Annotated in this window: 21 protein-coding genes and 3 pseudogenes; 7 read left to right on the top strand and 17 right to left on the bottom strand. The window is 38.4% G+C overall.

The genetic code is table 11. The features are described 5' to 3' along the window. Positions 1-20 precede the first annotated feature (20 nt). Complete coding sequence (locus EMK97_RS03475) at positions 21-419, bottom strand: DUF1801 domain-containing protein (protein WP_130599472.1); 399 nt, start codon at positions 417-419, stop codon at positions 21-23. A 431-nt stretch (positions 420-850) separates the two neighbouring features. Here EMK97_RS03475 and EMK97_RS03470 point away from each other — a divergent pair, with 431 nt between their 5' ends. Next, positions 851-1,420: a dihydrodipicolinate synthase family protein gene (locus EMK97_RS03470; RefSeq protein ID WP_130604354.1), complete on the top strand. Its 570-nt coding sequence runs from the start codon at positions 851-853 to the stop codon at positions 1,418-1,420. Between the two features lie 265 nt (positions 1,421-1,685). On the opposite strand, the gene EMK97_RS03465 is transcribed toward EMK97_RS03470, so the two are convergent. From EMK97_RS03465 to EMK97_RS03430, 8 genes and pseudogenes are all read right to left on the bottom strand, one after another. Continuing rightward, the gene (locus EMK97_RS03465) at positions 1,686-2,066 is read right to left on the bottom strand and encodes a carboxymuconolactone decarboxylase family protein (protein WP_211342263.1); all 381 of its coding nucleotides are present in this window, start codon (positions 2,064-2,066) and stop codon (positions 1,686-1,688) included. A gap of 130 nt (positions 2,067-2,196) precedes the next feature. Beyond that, positions 2,197-2,622 carry a hypothetical protein gene (locus EMK97_RS03460; RefSeq protein ID WP_130599470.1) on the bottom strand — a complete coding sequence of 142 codons (426 nt, stop codon included), beginning with the start codon at positions 2,620-2,622 and terminating at the stop codon, positions 2,197-2,199. 126 nt (positions 2,623-2,748) lie between these two features. Then, positions 2,749-3,090 carry a hypothetical protein gene (locus EMK97_RS03455; RefSeq protein WP_130599468.1) on the bottom strand — a complete coding sequence of 114 codons (342 nt, stop codon included), beginning with the start codon at positions 3,088-3,090 and terminating at the stop codon, positions 2,749-2,751. A gap of 18 nt (positions 3,091-3,108) precedes the next feature. Next, the gene (locus EMK97_RS03450) at positions 3,109-3,867 is read right to left on the bottom strand and encodes a L,D-transpeptidase family protein (protein WP_246028868.1); all 759 of its coding nucleotides are present in this window, start codon (positions 3,865-3,867) and stop codon (positions 3,109-3,111) included. A gap of 182 nt (positions 3,868-4,049) precedes the next feature. Then, positions 4,050-5,372, bottom strand: a pseudogene (locus EMK97_RS03445) (IS4 family transposase). A 134-nt stretch (positions 5,373-5,506) separates the two neighbouring features. Further along, positions 5,507-5,935 (bottom strand): type II toxin-antitoxin system HicB family antitoxin, encoded by a 429-nt coding sequence (locus tag EMK97_RS03440; RefSeq protein WP_130599466.1) that lies wholly within the window; start codon positions 5,933-5,935, stop codon positions 5,507-5,509. A gap of 152 nt (positions 5,936-6,087) precedes the next feature. After that, a complete protein-coding gene (locus EMK97_RS03435) occupies positions 6,088-6,270 on the bottom strand; it encodes a type II toxin-antitoxin system HicA family toxin (protein ID WP_130599464.1) in 183 nt (60 codons plus the stop codon). A 222-nt stretch (positions 6,271-6,492) separates the two neighbouring features. After that, a complete protein-coding gene (locus EMK97_RS03430; protein WP_130599462.1) occupies positions 6,493-7,119 on the bottom strand; it encodes a hypothetical protein in 627 nt (208 codons plus the stop codon). Between the two features lie 105 nt (positions 7,120-7,224). Between EMK97_RS03430 and EMK97_RS03425 the strand changes: the two are divergent. Further along, positions 7,225-8,269: pseudogene (locus EMK97_RS03425) on the top strand (IS110 family RNA-guided transposase). 478 nt (positions 8,270-8,747) lie between these two features. Here the strand turns inward: EMK97_RS03425 and EMK97_RS03420 are convergent. The 3 genes from EMK97_RS03420 to EMK97_RS03410 form a co-directional block, all read right to left on the bottom strand. Next, positions 8,748-9,050 carry a hypothetical protein gene (locus EMK97_RS03420; RefSeq protein WP_130599460.1) on the bottom strand — a complete coding sequence of 101 codons (303 nt, stop codon included), beginning with the start codon at positions 9,048-9,050 and terminating at the stop codon, positions 8,748-8,750. Positions 9,051-9,159: 109 nt separating this feature from the next. Continuing rightward, entirely contained in the window at positions 9,160-9,450 is a 291-nt protein-coding gene (locus EMK97_RS03415; RefSeq protein WP_130599458.1) for a hypothetical protein, read from the bottom strand. Between the two features lie 115 nt (positions 9,451-9,565). Next, entirely contained in the window at positions 9,566-9,913 is a 348-nt protein-coding gene (locus EMK97_RS03410; protein WP_130599456.1) for an immunity protein Imm33 domain-containing protein, read from the bottom strand. Positions 9,914-10,055: 142 nt separating this feature from the next. On the opposite strand from EMK97_RS03410, the pseudogene EMK97_RS03405 reads away from it, so the two are divergent. Further along, positions 10,056-11,386 (top strand): annotated as a pseudogene (locus tag EMK97_RS03405) (IS4 family transposase). A 173-nt stretch (positions 11,387-11,559) separates the two neighbouring features. Further along, positions 11,560-12,603, top strand: a complete 1,044-nt coding sequence (locus EMK97_RS03400; RefSeq protein WP_130599452.1) for an IS110 family RNA-guided transposase — start codon at positions 11,560-11,562, stop codon at positions 12,601-12,603. A gap of 478 nt (positions 12,604-13,081) precedes the next feature. Here EMK97_RS03400 and EMK97_RS03395 read toward each other — a convergent pair whose 3' ends face one another. The 3 genes from EMK97_RS03395 to EMK97_RS03385 form a co-directional block, all read right to left on the bottom strand. Continuing rightward, positions 13,082-13,384, bottom strand: a complete 303-nt coding sequence (locus tag EMK97_RS03395) for a hypothetical protein (RefSeq protein ID WP_130599460.1) — start codon at positions 13,382-13,384, stop codon at positions 13,082-13,084. A gap of 109 nt (positions 13,385-13,493) precedes the next feature. After that, a complete protein-coding gene (locus EMK97_RS03390; protein ID WP_130599458.1) occupies positions 13,494-13,784 on the bottom strand; it encodes a hypothetical protein in 291 nt (96 codons plus the stop codon). Between the two features lie 115 nt (positions 13,785-13,899). Continuing rightward, the gene (locus tag EMK97_RS03385) at positions 13,900-14,247 is read right to left on the bottom strand and encodes an immunity protein Imm33 domain-containing protein (protein WP_130599456.1); all 348 of its coding nucleotides are present in this window, start codon (positions 14,245-14,247) and stop codon (positions 13,900-13,902) included. 142 nt (positions 14,248-14,389) lie between these two features. Here EMK97_RS03385 and EMK97_RS03380 point away from each other — a divergent pair, with 142 nt between their 5' ends. Together EMK97_RS03380 and EMK97_RS03375 are read left to right on the top strand one after the other, a co-directional pair. Then, positions 14,390-15,721 carry an IS4 family transposase gene (locus EMK97_RS03380; protein WP_130599454.1) on the top strand — a complete coding sequence of 444 codons (1,332 nt, stop codon included), beginning with the start codon at positions 14,390-14,392 and terminating at the stop codon, positions 15,719-15,721. Positions 15,722-15,894: 173 nt separating this feature from the next. Further along, positions 15,895-16,938 carry an IS110 family RNA-guided transposase gene (locus tag EMK97_RS03375; protein ID WP_130599452.1) on the top strand — a complete coding sequence of 348 codons (1,044 nt, stop codon included), beginning with the start codon at positions 15,895-15,897 and terminating at the stop codon, positions 16,936-16,938. A gap of 479 nt (positions 16,939-17,417) precedes the next feature. Here EMK97_RS03375 and EMK97_RS03370 read toward each other — a convergent pair whose 3' ends face one another. Continuing rightward, positions 17,418-17,834 (bottom strand): hypothetical protein, encoded by a 417-nt coding sequence (locus EMK97_RS03370; protein WP_130599450.1) that lies wholly within the window; start codon positions 17,832-17,834, stop codon positions 17,418-17,420. A gap of 104 nt (positions 17,835-17,938) precedes the next feature. Then, on the bottom strand, positions 17,939-18,433 hold the full coding sequence (locus EMK97_RS03365) for a hypothetical protein (RefSeq protein ID WP_130599448.1): 495 nt from the start codon (positions 18,431-18,433) through the stop codon (positions 17,939-17,941). 255 nt (positions 18,434-18,688) lie between these two features. On the opposite strand from EMK97_RS03365, the gene EMK97_RS03360 reads away from it, so the two are divergent. Continuing rightward, on the top strand, positions 18,689-19,660 hold the full coding sequence (locus tag EMK97_RS03360; protein WP_130599446.1) for an integron integrase: 972 nt from the start codon (positions 18,689-18,691) through the stop codon (positions 19,658-19,660). Positions 19,661-19,777 lie beyond the last annotated feature (117 nt).

The raw sequence follows: 19,777 nt of genomic DNA, 5'->3' as shown, positions 1-19,777 counted from the left end.
CAGGTATTATTCGTGATTGATTACATGCCAAGTAAAGGTAAGTGCTTTATTTTTTTATATTTAAGCGATAACGATAAACAATGCGCTAGTGTAGCATTATTCAAGGTTTGATTGATATTAAACACTAAAGCGCGATTGCCTTGATAGCTAAACTTTTCACCATAAACTTCTTTAATTGTTTCAATTATTGAGGTTTTACAATGAAAGTAAACGTAGTAATTATCGGGCGTTTGCTTTTTCCAGCCTAGGCGTATGGTACTGCCAACGGGAGAAATATAGCTAGGCTCTCCCCACTTTAGTGTTTCGGTTATTGCACCTATATATTCTTTTGTGCGGTGGCATATTAGCGCTTGTAAGCTACTTGTAGAGTTAATAGTCTTAAACCTTTCCGAAATTAATTTAGCTGTTAATTTGCCCAATGCGTTTTGCTATATTGTTTTTATACCATCGTGATATGAGACGATTTAATGTGAATTTTTAACACAGGAAATATGATGGAAACAATGTACAATTGGCAATAATTCGACCTATGAAGCCGTTATTTACTAAATGGCAAATCAGTGCTCTGAAAATTACTGTGAATAAGGTAAAGGGAACCGATAGTGATGCTGCTTGTTGAATTTAGCTAAGTCTAAATAAACACCGTTAATGGCTCTGAAATATTTTTTCTTAGATAGGTGGGCTTATCTTGCATTCTGAGCGTATTTCGATACTCAAGCTGTCGTTGCGCCATAATTCTATAGTGGTTGGCAGATGAGTGATGCTATAAATTCTAAATTTGCATCATGCTGCCGCTGGACGATTTACTTTTTGTAGCTCTAAAACAGAAGAGCTTCCTTCAGACGAAGATATGTTTGCTTATTATGAATTGGCTGAATCAGCAGCAAGAGCAGCTGGTGTAACGATTATGCCTTATAATAATCCTGATGCAGCTGGTTATCATGAAATTTCAACTGAGCTTCTTCTAAGAATTGCAGAACTTCCTAATGTAACTGCACTTAAAATATCTACCATTGATGTTTCAATCATTGAAACTATGATGTTAGCAAACAAAGAGGCAAAAATTTTAGCAGGTGTTGACACAGTAACAGTACACGCAGGCCTTGCAGGCGCGTGCGGTGGTATTACTGGTGTTGGTTGTATCTTCCCTAAAGCAAGCGTAACTATGCAAGAGTACGTTTCCGCTGGTAATTGGGCTGAAGCAAACAAAATTTCTCAAGCGATGAATTCTATTTCATACCTTGACGCTCAACCGCTGCTATTAGAATACCTTAAGTTTGCTTTTGGCATTCACCACAATGATGCCGAAGGTGGTCTTCGTACCCTTGGTAAGAAGTTAACTCAAGAACAAATTGATGATGTTCGCGCAAGATACCTTCTAGCAAAAGAAAGACTTGAAGCGCTAGGTTTAGCAGAGTAACTCTTTCGAATATTCAAAATGAAAACCCCGTACTAACGGGGTTTTTTTATGGCCGACTTTTATGTAGTTAACCTTTAGATTGGCATAACAAATAGAGCCAGACTTAATCAAATCAGCAAGCTATAGCTATTTTTGCTTCCTAGCTAGATATTTTTGTTTGATTCAAAGCTTTTTGAAGTCAGTAAAAATAACAGCGAGAAACGCATAGCTTATGTGAAGCTGAGGTTATTTAACTAAAGGTAAGAGCAAACCTTAACTGATTAGGTTAATCTCCCAGCTCTGCAAAAACGTCCTTGGCTGTATTTAGCGCGTTGATCATTGCTGGCATGCCACCATATAAGCTCATTTGAAATATAACCTCGCAAATTTCTTGTTTTGTCACCCCTACATTTAATGCATTCTTAATATTTATGCGAAGCTGTGGCGAGGTTTGTGCCCCCTGAGCAGTAAGCGCAGCGATTGTTGAAATCAGGCGTGTTTTGATATCTAACCCCGGCCTAGAGTAGACTCGACCATAGATTGTTTCAACTAATGATTCTGAGAATTCAGGCACTAGCTCGTCATATCTTTCACCCAAGATCTTTTCTAGTTCAGGATCAATTGACTGTAAAAAATCTCTTCCTCTATCTAAAGCTTCTCCCATCATATTTCTCCTTATGTGATGATAGTGCCCCAAATATGGGGCGTATAAATGCTTGGCAATAATCGCAAAGAATGAGCTTCAGCCAAGTGCTTTGCGTGCTCTTGTTTCGCTCAAATGCCTTGTATGTTTACTTTTAACATGGCTCATATTTTTTAGCTAGCCAACCAAGCTTAGATATATATTTTTGCTGGCAATAGAATGAATACCAAAGGAAGTTAGCCAATAGCCCCACAATGAAGAGTGCATTTTTAAATGAAGTGAGTACATCACTATTGATTATTAGCGGTAAAACAAATGGTGGAAATAATGTTAAGAAAAATAAGGTAATAGCACCAAGCCTAAATACAAGATAACCGTTGAATAAAACTCTAAAAAAGGAAACCATAAATAATAAAAGAGCTGTAGTTAGAAAAGAACTGATAAGAAAAATAAAACTCCACAATAACCCAATACCGCTAGATGATATATATTTTTCGACAAATGCAGGGACAATAAATGCAAACCCCACAAACGCCGGAGCTCTATGCAAATGAAATAGGTTATATTGTCTAGGATTCACGTCAGCTCCTTGCCGAGTAAACATAACATCCATAATAATGGGCAAATATCAGTTGGTTAAAATAAGCGACGCAGGAACAAAAGGCAACTGTATTTTGTTTTTGTTTAACAGCTTGTTAGAGTTTCACTACTCCGACTTCAAATACCTTTGATAGTATTTCTCTACTTCTTCCTTTAGAATAATTTTCCCCTCAGATTCTCTTTCCTGTAATGTACTCATGTAACTAAGAATATTATCGTGAGTTAGCTCTTTTTGATTTGGGAATAAGTCATTAGGTGCAATTTTAAAATCTAGCCAACTATGATCATCGTCGAAAGCTATGTGAGAGCCCCATTTTGAAATAAATAATTCTCCATCACGATCATCCCAGACAATGCTAATTTCATAATAATATGATTCATCGTCAAACGATTCTGAATATGGAAACTCGCCGCCATTCCCATTGACTATTATTTTATCGTATGACATCGAAGAAACTCTAATGCCTCAAGCAGCGGGCAGCGAAGCAGTCCGATGCCTTGATTTATTATATTTTGAATTGACTTTTTGGTAATGAGCCTCAATGTTTTGGTATAAATCACCTGTCCATCTGGGGGAATTGTTAGGCACAACAAGTTTATTTTTTGATGGATCAGTTGGTGAGATTAAAACTGTAGTGTTTTCACGGCCTGTAGCATAAACAAGTGAAAATAGTTGCTCTATTGCTGGATCACCCATCGCAAGGCAGCCAATTGAGACTGCACGGCCATGAATGAAAATATTTGTTCCTGGCTCACTTCTACCTTCAGTCTCTGCGTGTTTTAAATCAAACTCATTAGGGTAATTGAGCTTCATTGAAAGGTGATATGAACTATTTGGGTTAAAGCCAATTATTTTGTAAATGCCTTCAGGGACTTGCCTGTCGCCTTCACGAAGTTTTGGGCCTAGATCCCCACTAGCAGCCTTTATTGGATAGCTTGTAATAAGTTTATATTTGGAATCTTCGTTAGAAGCCCAAAGCTCAAGGATGTTTGTGTCTTTAAAAGCTACCAAAGCTAAATTTTTAGGAGGATAGGTGATACCTTCTTTGCTGAAGAGAGGCGCTAATTTTTCTAGTGTTGGCTCACTATAAGTATTGATGACTTCAGTTACAGTTTTCTTGCCCATAAATTTAATTGCTATTGGGTACCAGATGCCCCGACCAAATTGATAGAAGAGGAAAATATTAATAAGTATCAATGGATAGACTAGTAATCGTTTCTTCACGGAATGTGACTCTTAGTAACGCTCTGTTAATGAGCAAAGTTATGTTGGCTAAAATGTTGAGGGACGAAAACAGCCAACTGTTATTTGTTCTAATTTATTGCTTGTTATATACACGTTATTCTATTTTTAATTAATTTCATACTTAAAAAATAAAAAACCACCCAAAGGTTAACACATGTCAATTAAGCATGTTTTGATTTGACAGGGTAGCGGGTTTTAGAAATACGAACGGTCCGGGCTTTGGGCCGTTTTCGTTTCTCTGGCAATATAAATTGTTTTACGTTTTCCCGCATCGCCCTCAACTTTTTAGGAATACTACCTGGTGAGGCTATTGCACACCACATAAACTCATCTTGGATAAATCGCATTGCCATCACAAAGCTTATGCGTAACGGAGAGACTTGTGCTTCTGTCGCTATTTGGCTTATCTCGGCTCTAATTAGGTTATACGCAATTAATAATCCCCATATTTCTTGCTTTACGCCCTGAACTGTTTGGCTTCTAAGCAATATTGCATTATCAAGTTGAAATTGCTTTAACTCCCCATAGCCATTTTCTATCTCCCAACGCTCGAAGTACACTGCCAGAATATCTTCTGCTTTGTATTTATTAATGTCAGTTAAAGAGCTCAGGAGCCCTTTAATATGATTACTTTGTTTGTTTTCTGGGTAAGTAACGAGGCGAGCTTGCCAAACTTCAGGTAAACTCGGTCTTGTTTTCTGGCATGATTTGATACTGACATTTCAATGAGAAAATCATGTTCACTGTACTGTTCAATGACACGGTATTTGGTATTACTTTTTATGGGGTTAACCAGTGCTGCTCTTGGTTATGCCGTTGCCAATTCATCATAAGTTCTGCGCTTAGGTAGCACCTATCAAAAATAGTGAGTGAATTTGCTGATGCTGATGAAATTAACTGTTTCGCATAATTAACCTCGCCAACTCGGCTTGAGCCAAATGCGACATCTTTTATTAGGCGACTACGCAATGACATTAATGCACATAATCGTACTACTGGATATTCAAGGTGCTTATCTTGGCGGTGCTTGATATACCCAAACTCGCTTGCAGTTTCTGGCGTGTCTGCACAACGAAGCTGTGTGCCATCCACTGAAAAAAGTGATAGCCCACACCAAGTATCATCCCCATCTTGTTGTTGTGACCAATGTGTCGCCGTCAATTTAAATAGTTCAGCTAATGGAGTGTCACTTAAGCGCTTTCGTGCTTGCGGGATTGCACTGGGAGCAAGTGTTTCACCCAGTTTATCTGACAGTATTAGGTCAAGTTTATCAACAACCTCGGTAATAGGGCGATTACGATAAAGGCCTATTCCCACGATGAGCCAGACAACAAGCTCAGCTGGTAGTTTGCGCCTTCTCATACTGGCTTTATCCGTTTCAACGAGTACCTTCTCTATCCATTCCATTGGCAAATGTTTTTGGAAAACAGATAAATCTTCGGAGCAGCAAAAGTGTCTGTATCGAGTAACCAATTTGAAAGCATAAAAAAATCCAGTGACTTGTGATCACTGGATTTTGACAGATTGTAAAGATCGTTCAACCGATCATAATAATTTTCTTAACTGATCGGTGTTAACCCAAAGGTGGTTTTTGTAATGAAAAGCAAAGACTTAAAATTCAAATGTTAAACTCATGACGAGCAGCAACTTCTAAGAAGTGGCTTCTATCTCTATATTCTGAACGTGACTCCACTACGGAATCAATAGTTTTAAGAACCCCTTCAGATAAAGAAATATTTATTCTCTTTTGCTTACCGAAATAAGGAGATAAATCATAATCTAATACCATCCAGTTATTAAAATCCTCAAAATCTTCATTAGTTCTATAATTCCTAATTCCTAAATCAGAAATCTTGGAAACTAACTCAGGAGAGTTTTGAGACATATCGTCAAGAATTAAAGAAATAGCTTCCTTAACCATAGGGATTATTTCACTTTCATCATCAGCAGCTGAATAACAAGAATAATTTCCAATACCTAGGGCTGGAACTACAATACCGATCGCTTCATCGTTATCAGCTAATTCTAATCCAATTGATAGATTCATAACTTTCTCACATAACGCCCCGCTAATGGGCTAAAAATAGTTGGCTAAAATTAGCGACGAGAAACAAAAGCCAACTGTGTTTTGCCCTCGTTTAACAGTTTATTAGGTAGAGTATCTTTACCAATAAACTGTTGTATTAAAAGATTTGGGGCTTAAAGCCCCGCGTCCCTTAATATTGATTTCAGCGTTCCTTTCGGAAGGCTTTTCTTTGGATGTGGAACAGTAAAACGTTTGCCAGTTATGGGAGATTCCCAAGTTTGGTGACTTCCTTTACCTTGCCTTACCAAAGTACAACCCGCTTCTTTCAATATGGTTATCAAGTCTTTGCTTTTCATTGAAAATCCTCTTAAAACCATATTTATGATCAATAAACTTTATTAACCACACATCAAACTATACACACGCGTGTGTAAAATGTAAAGTTCAAAGAATGTTACAGGGGCAATTGAGGTGTATAACGCCGGCCACTGCGGCTGGTAAAACTGGCGGTTTTTGTGCAGCGAAGCGCACAAAAAGTGACAGGTTTGACAGTCCGTTGCTGGCTCTTGTTAACCTTTTCACGCGCATTCATAAGAAACTACTTCTACTGCCTTAGTAGCACCTTTAGGCAATACATATAAATTAAATGTATCGAAGTAATCTTGGATATTGGAAATACCATCTTCTGCCAGCTCTTCATAGTTTTCCTCTCCTTGATAGGAGAGCTCCACATAGACTTTGGCAGGAGAATCATTAAAGATTAACTCTCCATCTTCTCCAGTTAAACTTGCACTATCTCCATTTTCCCCATCCCAGCCATGCACTTGCGGGTCAAATAACAGATTGCCAGTTTTACACTCAGGACACTCTAAATGAAGTGGAGCGAGATGATTTATTATCTCTTTTGTCTTGAAGAGACCTTTCTTCGTTTCTTTGGTAATAGTGGTAATGACGTTAAGGTGATCATTGCCGCATTTACAGCGTACATTTTTCAGGCAAAAACAATCTTCATCATTATTGAGTCCCACAGACTCATAAGAACATTCTGATGCTTCGAATTCCGATAGCATTTTTAGTTGCTTGGATTTTAGTGACTTTATATCGAATTCCATTGATGATCTATCTATTCTTCCCTGAGGTTTACGCCCAACTAAGGGGCAAATAATTAGCTTGGCTATAATTTTGAGCGCAGCGACAAAAGCCAAGCTTTATTTGTCCTTATTTATTAGCTTGATACTAATTGAGCCTTCTCCCCAAAGTTTAGCATTCGGCTAAACTTTAAGGCGACCAAACCAAAAGGAGAAAGCTCTATGAAATTCTACACTACTTTTCACCAATATTATTGTGGAATAGATCTACATGCACGACTTTTATACGTTTGTATTCTCGATAAACATGGTAATAAAATTCTTCATCAAAAGATAAAAAGCCGATCCTAATCAATTACGAAAACTACTTAAACCTTATATCGGGCAAGTAGTTGTTGGCGTTGAATGTATGCATTGCTGGTATTGGGTCAGTGACTTTTGTCGTGAACTCAATATTGAATTTATTTTAGGTCATGCGCTTTATATGAAAGCTATTCATGGCGGTAAAGCTAAAAATGATAAAATTGATTCTTATAAAATTGCCAGTTTAATGCGTGGCGGCAATTTTCCTTTAGCTTATAACTATCCACAAGAAACGCGTTCCACACGTGATTTACTGCGAAGACGAACGCACATCATGCGCCACGGCGCTGACTTAAAAGCCCATGTTATCAATACTGACAGTCAATATAACTTACCTGCTCAATCACTTAATTTAAAAAACGTCAGTGCTAGAGAAGGATTACGTCATCATTATGATGATCCCATCGTGCAACGCATGATTGAACTCGATATGAACATTCTCGATTGTTATATGCGAGAGCTTAAACATGTTGAATCCTTCATCGAAAACAAAGCTAAGCAACATTACGGCGCTCTACTTAATATTGTTCGTACATTCCCTGGTATTGGACAGATACTCGCATTAACCATTCTGTATGAAATAGGTGACATTAACAGGTTCCCAAGTGTTCAACAGTTTGCCTCTTATTCTCGGCTCGTTAAATGTAAAGCAGAATCAGCAGGTAAAGTGTACGGCACCAGTGGCAATAAAATAGGTAACGGCTATTTAAAATGGGCGTTTAGTGAGGCCGCCGTACTTTACCTTCGAGGTAATGATAAAGCGAAACGCTATTTGGCAAAATTACAAAAACGCATGAGCAAAGGTAAAGCGTTATCCGCATTAGCGCATAAAATAGGTCGTTGTGTCTATTTTATGCTACGAGATAAGCAGGTATTTGATGAAGACAAATTTTTAAAAGGTTAAGTCGCACAATGGCGCGAGCTGAACGTCTAACTGGATAATTAAGAGCATGTTGATAATTATTGCACCTGTAAGACAAAAGATAATTATTATGCCAAGTAGTTTAAGCCACATGGCTTGATTAGACTCGCCATTGGTGCGCATTATTGCGATAAGCAAAAGCGTTTACACCTTAACTGAGCCTGAAACTAACTGAACCTTGTTTAACCACAAGTAATCATATTGCTTGAGTAGTGCCAGATTAAGGTTAACCGATAAATGTCTAGTGCCCCTGTTTGCATTAAGGATAAACAAAACAGGCAGTGATGAGATCACACTAAGAGAGCCTCTATATGTGTTTGCCGTAAACGTTTGTTTAATGGCCTATCGACATAGCGAAGTAAATGTTGTTGTAAATTGCCAAACAAATAGCTGCCTAACGGCAGCTAAAAAAATACTATTGTCTATTGACGGGAATAAGGCTCATATGTGTTATATGCCATTAAAGCGACAACCAAAGCTTGTAAATACCAAAAACAGGCAACACTAAAAGCCAAATAAACAAAATTGACATGATGATAACACCAATAAGTTTTGATGTTTTACTTTGCTCCTCTTCAGGAAGTTCTTCTTCTGTTGAGCAAATTGATGCAAAGTCAGTTTCAAGGTCATCTTCGAGTTGATAATTGCCGTCAGCTAAAGCTTTATCTATAGCTAATTTTAGCTTCTCAAGTCCCTCAGTGTTCCCAACAATACAATCTTCGTAAATATGATTATAAATATTTACCCAAGGCTTATTTGGCAACTGCGATCCTCCATGGCATATAACGCCCTAATAATGGGCAAAAAATTGTTGGCTAAAATGTTGAGGGACGAAAACAGCCAACTGTTTTTTGTCCTTATTTATTAGCTTGTTATATGCCAATAGCTACAATGCAACGACTAACTATTTCACATGCTTCGGTATTATCTTTATGCTCAATTAGTACTTGATTAAGTTCTGATAGGATTAAGCCTTTAAACTCTTCTGGTACATCACCCTCATCTTCATAAAGTAATTCATCATGATCATCAAATCCTTCATGGTCTCTCAACGATAAAGTAAAACCTTTTGATTCATCCTCAGGGTCAACAAACATAAAGATGGTACTTCCATCATCATAGCCACCACAAAAGTCGTAACCTGAAAATTTATAACCTGACATTGCGGTAAACACTCCTTGGCATATAACGCCGTGCTAAACGGCACAAAATGCTTGGCTAAAATTTGCGAGGAACGAGCACAGCCAAGCTTTTTGTGTCCGCCTTTTAAGCACTTTGTTATATGCTTTCATCTGCCACTGCTTGGTCAAACCAAACATGCTCTGACTCACCGCCTAAGTTAAAACGATACCCGAATGGAAGAGCCATATATATTGCTAATTCAGGGCGTTTTTCAATGATGTGCTCAAAGTGCACCGTAACTAATGAGCTAGTATTACCGTCGTACTCATCTGTAGTTAACCACCAACCACTCATATGATTTGGTGATGGGTAACGAACTCCTTCAACTGGTGTTAAGCCCTCATAAATGCCTTTAGAAATAGTAACAAGCTGAGTAGGCTCAACAGGAGCATAAATTGCTTGATAATGATCACAACATTCTTTTTGAACTGACTCAATACTCAAGTTTCTTACTCCTGACTCGAAAAAGCATATAACGCCCCAATAAGGGTAATGCCGATCAGTTAAGGCAAAAAAGTTTGGGGATCAATTGAACGATCCCTACAATATGTAAGAATCCGATAAATAAAGTTTATCGGATTTTTTTATGCGCTTTGAAAGTGAACTTGCTACAGCCTTTAGTTCTTGTAATACCTTCCACACCTTTGAGAAATACGCAGAGTTGCTCTCCCCTGAGTTGATTAAACAAGGCTTTAAACAAGCTGGCGTCGCCACAATTAGAAAAAGGCGCCTACCACTTGAAACCGTGCTTTGGTCAATTATCGGTATGGCACTATATCGTCAGAAGTCGGTTTGGGATATAGCCACTCAGATGGATATCATGTTGCCTGATAAAAAGCCATTAGTGGCACCAAGCGCACTGGTTCAAGCAAGACAAAGGTTAGGCGCAGATGCCGTTAAAGAAGTGTTTAAAGTGATGGCACAGCATGGTTATGAATCGAACCAGTTTGAAACATGGGCGGGCTTGAACCTGCTAGCCGTTGATGGTGTCGTATGGCGAGTCGCCGATACTGCTGAAAACCACAAAGTATTTGAAACGCAAAGTAACCAGCATAGAGAAAATATTTATCCTCAAATCCGTATGGTTTGTCACATGGAAATTACGAGCCACCAGCTAATCAACAGCGTATTTTCAGGTTACCGAACTAATGAAATGAAATTAGCAGAAGGGCTAATAGAAACGACACCAGATAATACATTAACTATCTTCGATAAAGGCTATTACTCGCTTGGTTTGCTCAATCGATGGCATCAAGCAGGAGAACAAAGACACTGGATGATACCAGCTCGTAAAGACTTAAATTACGATGTCATCCAGAGTTTGGGCAAGAATGATAAACGTATTCGGTTAACAACAACGCCTCAAGCTCGTAAAAAATTTAATGACCTACCAGAACATATTGAAGCCAGATTAGTGAGTAAAAAAATTAAAGGTAAAGAGTACCGTATTCTGACCTCAATGGTCGACCCAATACGCTTTCCAAGCGAAGAAATGGTTGAGTTATACCGGTATCGCTGGGAAATAGAATTAGGCTATCGAGAGATGAAACAATCGCTACTTAACAGCGCTTATACTTTAAGAAGCAAGCGACCAGATATGATTGAACAGGAGTTATGGGACTCCTTCTGTGCTACAACTTGATAAGGCAAGGGATGACAGCGGCAGCAAGAAAGCTTAATAGCACTTGGCCTAATCAGCTTAGCTTCACGAGTTGCTCAATGGCAATTACTCAGTTCTTTGCCACATTGCCTCTGTCTAGCCCTGGCAATATTCCCAAACACTATGAAGCTTTACTGACACAAATGACTTATTTTAAATTACCAGAGCGGCGTGAAGAGAGGCAATACCCAAGGTGGGTTAAGGCAAAACCCCAAAGGTATCCAAGGAATACAAAAAATGCCAATCAGCTTAACTGACTGGCATTACCCAATAAGGGGCTAAAAATTAGTTTGCTAAAATGTGTAGCGAAGCGAAACCGAGCAAACTGTTTTTAGTCCCGCTTAATTGGCTTGATACTAATTGAGCCTTCTCCCCAAAGTTTAGCATTCGGCTAAACTTTAAGGCGACCAAACCAAAAGGAGAAAGCTCTATGAAATTCTACACTACTTTTCACCAATATTATTGTGGAATAGATCTACATGCACGACTTTTATACGTTTGTATTCTCGATAAACATGGTAATAAAATTCTTCATCAAAAGATAAAAGCCGATCCTAATCAATTACGAAAACTACTTAAACCTTATATCGGGCAAGTAGTTGTTGGCGTTGAATGTATGCATTGCTGGTATTGGGTCAGTGACTTTTGTCGTGAACTCAATATTGAATTTATTTTAGGTCATGCGCTTTATATGAAAGCTATTCATGGCGGTAAAGCTAAAAATGATAAAATTGATTCTTATAAAATTGCCAGTTTAATGCGTGGCGGCAATTTTCCTTTAGCTTATAACTATCCACAAGAAACGCGTTCCACACGTGATTTACTGCGAAGACGAACGCACATCATGCGCCACGGCGCTGACTTAAAAGCCCATGTTATCAATACTGACAGTCAATATAACTTACCTGCTCAATCACTTAATTTAAAAAACGTCAGTGCTAGAGAAGGATTACGTCATCATTATGATGATCCCATCGTGCAACGCATGATTGAACTCGATATGAACATTCTCGATTGTTATATGCGAGAGCTTAAACATGTTGAATCCTTCATCGAAAACAAAGCTAAGCAACATTACGGCGCTCTACTTAATATTGTTCGTACATTCCCTGGTATTGGACAGATACTCGCATTAACCATTCTGTATGAAATAGGTGACATTAACAGGTTCCCAAGTGTTCAACAGTTTGCCTCTTATTCTCGGCTCGTTAAATGTAAAGCAGAATCAGCAGGTAAAGTGTACGGCACCAGTGGCAATAAAATAGGTAACGGCTATTTAAAATGGGCGTTTAGTGAGGCCGCCGTACTTTACCTTCGAGGTAATGATAAAGCGAAACGCTATTTGGCAAAATTACAAAAACGCATGAGCAAAGGTAAAGCGTTATCCGCATTAGCGCATAAAATAGGTCGTTGTGTCTATTTTATGCTACGAGATAAGCAGGTATTTGATGAAGACAAATTTTTAAAAGGTTAAGTCGCACAATGGCGCGAGCTGAACGTCTAACTGGATAATTAAGAGCATGTTGATAATTATTGCACCTGTAAGACAAAAGATAATTATTATGCCAAGTAGTTTAAGCCACATGGCTTGATTAGACTCGCCATTGGTGCGCATTATTGCGATAAGCAAAAGCGTTTACACCTTAACTGAGCCTGAAACTAACTGAACCTTGTTTAACCACAAGTAATCATATTGCTTGAGTAGTGCCAGATTAAGGTTAACCGATAAATGTCTAGTGCCCCTGTTTGCATTAAGGATAAACAAAACAGGCAGTGATGAGATCACACTAAGAGAGCCTCTATATGTGTTTGCCGTAAACGTTTGTTTAATGGCCTATCGACATAGCGAAGTAAATGTTGTTGTAAATTGCCAAACAAATAGCTGCCTAACGGCAGCTAAAAAAATACTATTGTCTATTGACGGGAATAAGGCTCATATGTGTTATATGCCATTAAAGCGACAACCAAAGCTTGTAAATACCAAAAACAGGCAACACTAAAAGCCAAATAAACAAAATTGACATGATGATAACACCAATAAGTTTTGATGTTTTACTTTGCTCCTCTTCAGGAAGTTCTTCTTCTGTTGAGCAAATTGATGCAAAGTCAGTTTCAAGGTCATCTTCGAGTTGATAATTGCCGTCAGCTAAAGCTTTATCTATAGCTAATTTTAGCTTCTCAAGTCCCTCAGTGTTCCCAACAATACAATCTTCGTAAATATGATTATAAATATTTACCCAAGGCTTATTTGGCAACTGCGATCCTCCATGGCATATAACGCCCTAATAATGGGCAAAAAATTGTTGGCTAAAATGTTGAGGGACGAAAACAGCCAACTGTTTTTTGTCCTTATTTATTAGCTTGTTATATGCCAATAGCTACAATGCAACGACTAACTATTTCACATGCTTCGGTATTATCTTTATGCTCAATTAGTACTTGATTAAGTTCTGATAGGATTAAGCCTTTAAACTCTTCTGGTACATCACCCTCATCTTCATAAAGTAATTCATCATGATCATCAAATCCTTCATGGTCTCTCAACGATAAAGTAAAACCTTTTGATTCATCCTCAGGGTCAACAAACATAAAGATGGTACTTCCATCATCATAGCCACCACAAAAGTCGTAACCTGAAAATTTATAACCTGACATTGCGGTAAACACTCCTTGGCATATAACGCCGTGCTAAACGGCACAAAATGCTTGGCTAAAATTTGCGAGGAACGAGCACAGCCAAGCTTTTTGTGTCCGCCTTTTAAGCACTTTGTTATATGCTTTCATCTGCCACTGCTTGGTCAAACCAAACATGCTCTGACTCACCGCCTAAGTTAAAACGATACCCGAATGGAAGAGCCATATATATTGCTAATTCAGGGCGTTTTTCAATGATGTGCTCAAAGTGCACCGTAACTAATGAGCTAGTATTACCGTCGTACTCATCTGTAGTTAACCACCAACCACTCATATGATTTGGTGATGGGTAACGAACTCCTTCAACTGGTGTTAAGCCCTCATAAATGCCTTTAGAAATAGTAACAAGCTGAGTAGGCTCAACAGGAGCATAAATTGCTTGATAATGATCACAACATTCTTTTTGAACTGACTCAATACTCAAGTTTCTTACTCCTGACTCGAAAAAGCATATAACGCCCCAATAAGGGTAATGCCGATCAGTTAAGGCAAAAAAGTTTGGGGATCAATTGAACGATCCCTACAATATGTAAGAATCCGATAAATAAAGTTTATCGGATTTTTTTATGCGCTTTGAAAGTGAACTTGCTACAGCCTTTAGTTCTTGTAATACCTTCCACACCTTTGAGAAATACGCAGAGTTGCTCTCCCCTGAGTTGATTAAACAAGGCTTTAAACAAGCTGGCGTCGCCACAATTAGAAAAAGGCGCCTACCACTTGAAACCGTGCTTTGGTCAATTATCGGTATGGCACTATATCGTCAGAAGTCGGTTTGGGATATAGCCACTCAGATGGATATCATGTTGCCTGATAAAAAGCCATTAGTGGCACCAAGCGCACTGGTTCAAGCAAGACAAAGGTTAGGCGCAGATGCCGTTAAAGAAGTGTTTAAAGTGATGGCACAGCATGGTTATGAATCGAACCAGTTTGAAACATGGGCGGGCTTGAACCTGCTAGCCGTTGATGGTGTCGTATGGCGAGTCGCCGATACTGCTGAAAACCACAAAGTATTTGAAACGCAAAGTAACCAGCATAGAGAAAATATTTATCCTCAAATCCGTATGGTTTGTCACATGGAAATTACGAGCCACCAGCTAATCAACAGCGTATTTTCAGGTTACCGAACTAATGAAATGAAATTAGCAGAAGGGCTAATAGAAACGACACCAGATAATACATTAACTATCTTCGATAAAGGCTATTACTCGCTTGGTTTGCTCAATCGATGGCATCAAGCAGGAGAACAAAGACACTGGATGATACCAGCTCGTAAAGACTTAAATTACGATGTCATCCAGAGTTTGGGCAAGAATGATAAACGTATTCGGTTAACAACAACGCCTCAAGCTCGTAAAAAATTTAATGACCTACCAGAACATATTGAAGCCAGATTAGTGAGTAAAAAAATTAAAGGTAAAGAGTACCGTATTCTGACCTCAATGGTCGACCCAATACGCTTTCCAAGCGAAGAAATGGTTGAGTTATACCGGTATCGCTGGGAAATAGAATTAGGCTATCGAGAGATGAAACAATCGCTACTTAACAGCGCTTATACTTTAAGAAGCAAGCGACCAGATATGATTGAACAGGAGTTATGGGGACTCCTTCTGTGCTACAACTTGATAAGGCAAGGGATGACAGCGGCAGCAAGAAAGCTTAATAGCACTTGGCCTAATCAGCTTAGCTTCACGAGTTGCTCAATGGCAATTACTCAGTTCTTTGCCACATTGCCTCTGTCTAGCCCTGGCAATATTCCCAAACACTATGAAGCTTTACTGACACAAATGACTTATTTTAAATTACCAGAGCGGCGTGAAGAGAGGCAATACCCAAGGTGGGTTAAGGCAAAACCCCAAAGGTATCCAAGGAATACAAAAAATGCCAATCAGCTTAACTGACTGGCATTACCCAATAAGGGGCTAAAAATTAGTTTGCTAAAATGTGTAGCGAAGCGAAACCGAGCAAACTGTTTTTAGTCCCGCTTAATTGGCTTGATACTAATTGAGCCTTCTCCCCAAAGTTTAGCATTCGGCTAAACTTTAAGGCGACCAAACCAAAAGGAGAAAGCTCTATGAAATTCTACACTACTTTTCACCAATATTATTGTGGAATAGATCTACATGCACGACTTTTATACGTTTGTATTCTCGATAAACATGGTAATAAAATTCTTCATCAAAAGATAAAAGCCGATCCTAATCAATTACGAAAACTACTTAAACCTTATATCGGGCAAGTAGTTGTTGGCGTTGAATGTATGCATTGCTGGTATTGGGTCAGTGACTTTTGTCGTGAACTCAATATTGAATTTATTTTAGGTCATGCGCTTTATATGAAAGCTATTCATGGCGGTAAAGCTAAAAATGATAAAATTGATTCTTATAAAATTGCCAGTTTAATGCGTGGCGGCAATTTTCCTTTAGCTTATAACTATCCACAAGAAACGCGTTCCACACGTGATTTACTGCGAAGACGAACGCACATCATGCGCCACGGCGCTGACTTAAAAGCCCATGTTATCAATACTGACAGTCAATATAACTTACCTGCTCAATCACTTAATTTAAAAAACGTCAGTGCTAGAGAAGGATTACGTCATCATTATGATGATCCCATCGTGCAACGCATGATTGAACTCGATATGAACATTCTCGATTGTTATATGCGAGAGCTTAAACATGTTGAATCCTTCATCGAAAACAAAGCTAAGCAACATTACGGCGCTCTACTTAATATTGTTCGTACATTCCCTGGTATTGGACAGATACTCGCATTAACCATTCTGTATGAAATAGGTGACATTAACAGGTTCCCAAGTGTTCAACAGTTTGCCTCTTATTCTCGGCTCGTTAAATGTAAAGCAGAATCAGCAGGTAAAGTGTACGGCACCAGTGGCAATAAAATAGGTAACGGCTATTTAAAATGGGCGTTTAGTGAGGCCGCCGTACTTTACCTTCGAGGTAATGATAAAGCGAAACGCTATTTGGCAAAATTACAAAAACGCATGAGCAAAGGTAAAGCGTTATCCGCATTAGCGCATAAAATAGGTCGTTGTGTCTATTTTATGCTACGAGATAAGCAGGTATTTGATGAAGACAAATTTTTAAAAGGTTAAGTCGCACAATGGCGCGAGCTGAACGTCTAACTGGATAATTAAGAGCATGTTGATAATTATTGCACCTGTAAGACAAAAGATAATTATTATGCCAAGTAGTTTAAGCCACATGGCTTGATTAGACTCGCCATTGGTGCGCATTATTGCGATAAGCAAAAGCGTTTACACCTTAACTGAGCCTGAAACTAACTGAACCTTGTTTAACCACAAGTAATCATATTGCTTGAGTAGTGCCAGATTAAGGTTAACCGATAAATGTCTAGTGCCCCTGTTTGCATTAAGGATAAACAAAACAGGCAGTGATGAGATCACACTAAGAGAGCCTCTATATGTGTTTGCCGTAAACGTTTGTTTAATGGCCTATCGACATAGCGAAGTAAATGTTGTTGTAAATTGCCAAACAAATAGCTGCCTAACGGCAGCTAAAAAAATACTATTGTCTATTGACGGGAATAAGGCTCATATGTGTTAGGTAACAATTACAACGAAGCTATGAACCTTACTTCTGTTGGGTTTTCTATTGAACCATCCCACATGCCGCCATGACCAAAACTTAAAGCGTTAAAAACACCTTGAACTTGTACACGTTTACTATCTAATTTGGAATACTTTTCTAAATTATCAGTCTGAATCCAAATTTTATGGTCTCCGGATTTTATCCCGGTAACTTCATGCCGCATTAAAAGCGTACCTTTAACTCTAACAATTTTCCCATGATATTTTTCTGGAGTAAGGGCTAATTGGATAATACTAACGGTACAAATACCGGTTTTTGAGCCTTGGTACTCAGGGAAACATTTTGTCCCCATGCGACCATCTTTTGTATATGCAACTTCCTGTGAAATAGCACAAAATGAAAAAAGAGATAATAAGAGCAAACTTAAGGCTAAACGCATACTTTTCTTGTTACCTAACGCCCTAATAATGGGCAAAAAATTGTTGGCTAAAATGTTGAGGAACGAAAACAGCCAACTGTTTTTTGTCCTTATTTATTAGCTTGTTAGTTTGCGTTTTTTTTCCTGTTGTAAGCTAGGAATAATCCAGCAGAAAATATTAAACTACCGAGCCCCATCCAGCCAGCTAACCTACTATTTGCAGCATATTTTTCTACCATAACATCATGGCTTCTGACAATGTTCCCGTCTTGCACTAATTCATAAATAGTATGGTATTCATTTTCATCAAATGGTGGCGAGTGTGAATCAGTTTGATCATAGAGAACACTTATGTGCGCTCCTCTCTTAGCCAAGGCACTATGAGTTTTACTCGTTTTCCCGCCAATTGAATGGTAAACAAGGTGGGTATCATCTTCTTGGAATTTAAATCGAAGTGTATCCCCGTGCTTTCCAGTTGCTTTCACCCAATCTATATTTCCCTCGATCTTGGTCAAATTTTCACGATTAGGAACTTTGCCGCTAATTGAGAATAATACCAGTAAACCAACACCGAAAATGGCACAAATTATGGCTGATTTTTTTATATCACGAAACTTCATATGTGCACCGAGCTTTCCTTAGCAAACTAACATCTTATTAGAAGGAAAAATTCCTTGTTTAAACACGGAATTATTCCTTCTTTCATGTTTTTTAAAAAGCATACAATACGCCTAGTTTTAATATTAATCAATTACTTATTACAAAAGCACTCGACTGGTTGATGCGTGAAAGGAGGAATTTTTCCTTATTTCACGCAAAATGAGAAAAACACGTCTAAACTGTATTTTTATACAGTATTTTGTTGGGAGGATGTAATGAAATCGATTTTCTTGAATTATGTAAGTGAACAAATGTTTACCAAGCGATATGCTAAAAGAACAGTGAAAACCTACCTGTATTGGATTAAGGCATTTATTAATTTCAATGGCAAAGCACATCCCGCTAATTGTCATAATAATGAGGTGGAGCAGTTTTTAACCTTTCTTTCGGTTGAGCTGAATGTTGCGCCTAAAACACAAGCGTTAGCACTAAATGCTTTAGTCTTTCTTTATCGAGATATTTTAAAAGCACCGTTAACCCTAACGCTTAACTTTAATAAGAGTACTGCAGCGCCTAAACTGCCTGTGGTGTTAACAATGAATGAAGTTGCAAAGCTCCTTAATAATGTGACTGGTATACATGCTTTAGCATGCCAATTAATGTATGGCAGTGGCTTGCGCTTAATGGAAACTGTACGACTACGTATACAAGATATTGATTTTGATTATTTGTCTGTGATGGTTTGGCATAGTAAAGGTGGGAAAAGTAGGCGAGTTACCTTAGCTAAAGAGCTTGTTAATCCATTAAAACAACAAATCAGTAAAGCCAAGTTGTATTTCCAGCAAGATATTCGAAATCCGTATTATAAAGGTGTGTTTTTACCACATGCATTGGCGCGTAAATATCCTTATGCAGCAAAAGAGTTTGCTTGGCATTATCTCTTTCCTTCAAGTCGTTTAAGTCATGCGCCGCAGGCCTCAAGTGATCATTTAGGACGTCATCACATTGATGAAACTACATTGAGAAAAGCCGTGCAAAAAGCGGCTAAAATAGCAGGCATTACAAAGCGTGTCACCTGTCATACCTTACGGCATTCATTTGCCACCCATTTACTGCAACGCGGTGCTGATATTCGTACCGTACAAGAACAACTAGGTCATACAGATGTGAGAACAACCCAAATATATACCCATGTGATAGAACATGGCGCAAACGGTGTACGTAGCCCGTTATCTGACTTGGTTTAAATTGCTGTTTTTATGGGTAAATGCAAGCAATTGATAAGCTGTGATACTTTTGTGATAAACACGTTATCTTTACGTGATCATACTGCGATATTTCTTTTTCATAGTGTAAAGACTGAT

The sequence above is a fragment of the Litorilituus sediminis genome, from assembly GCF_004295665.1.
Taxonomy (GTDB): domain Bacteria; phylum Pseudomonadota; class Gammaproteobacteria; order Enterobacterales; family Alteromonadaceae; genus Colwellia; species Colwellia sediminis.
This window is presented reverse-complemented; position numbering and strand designations above follow the sequence as displayed.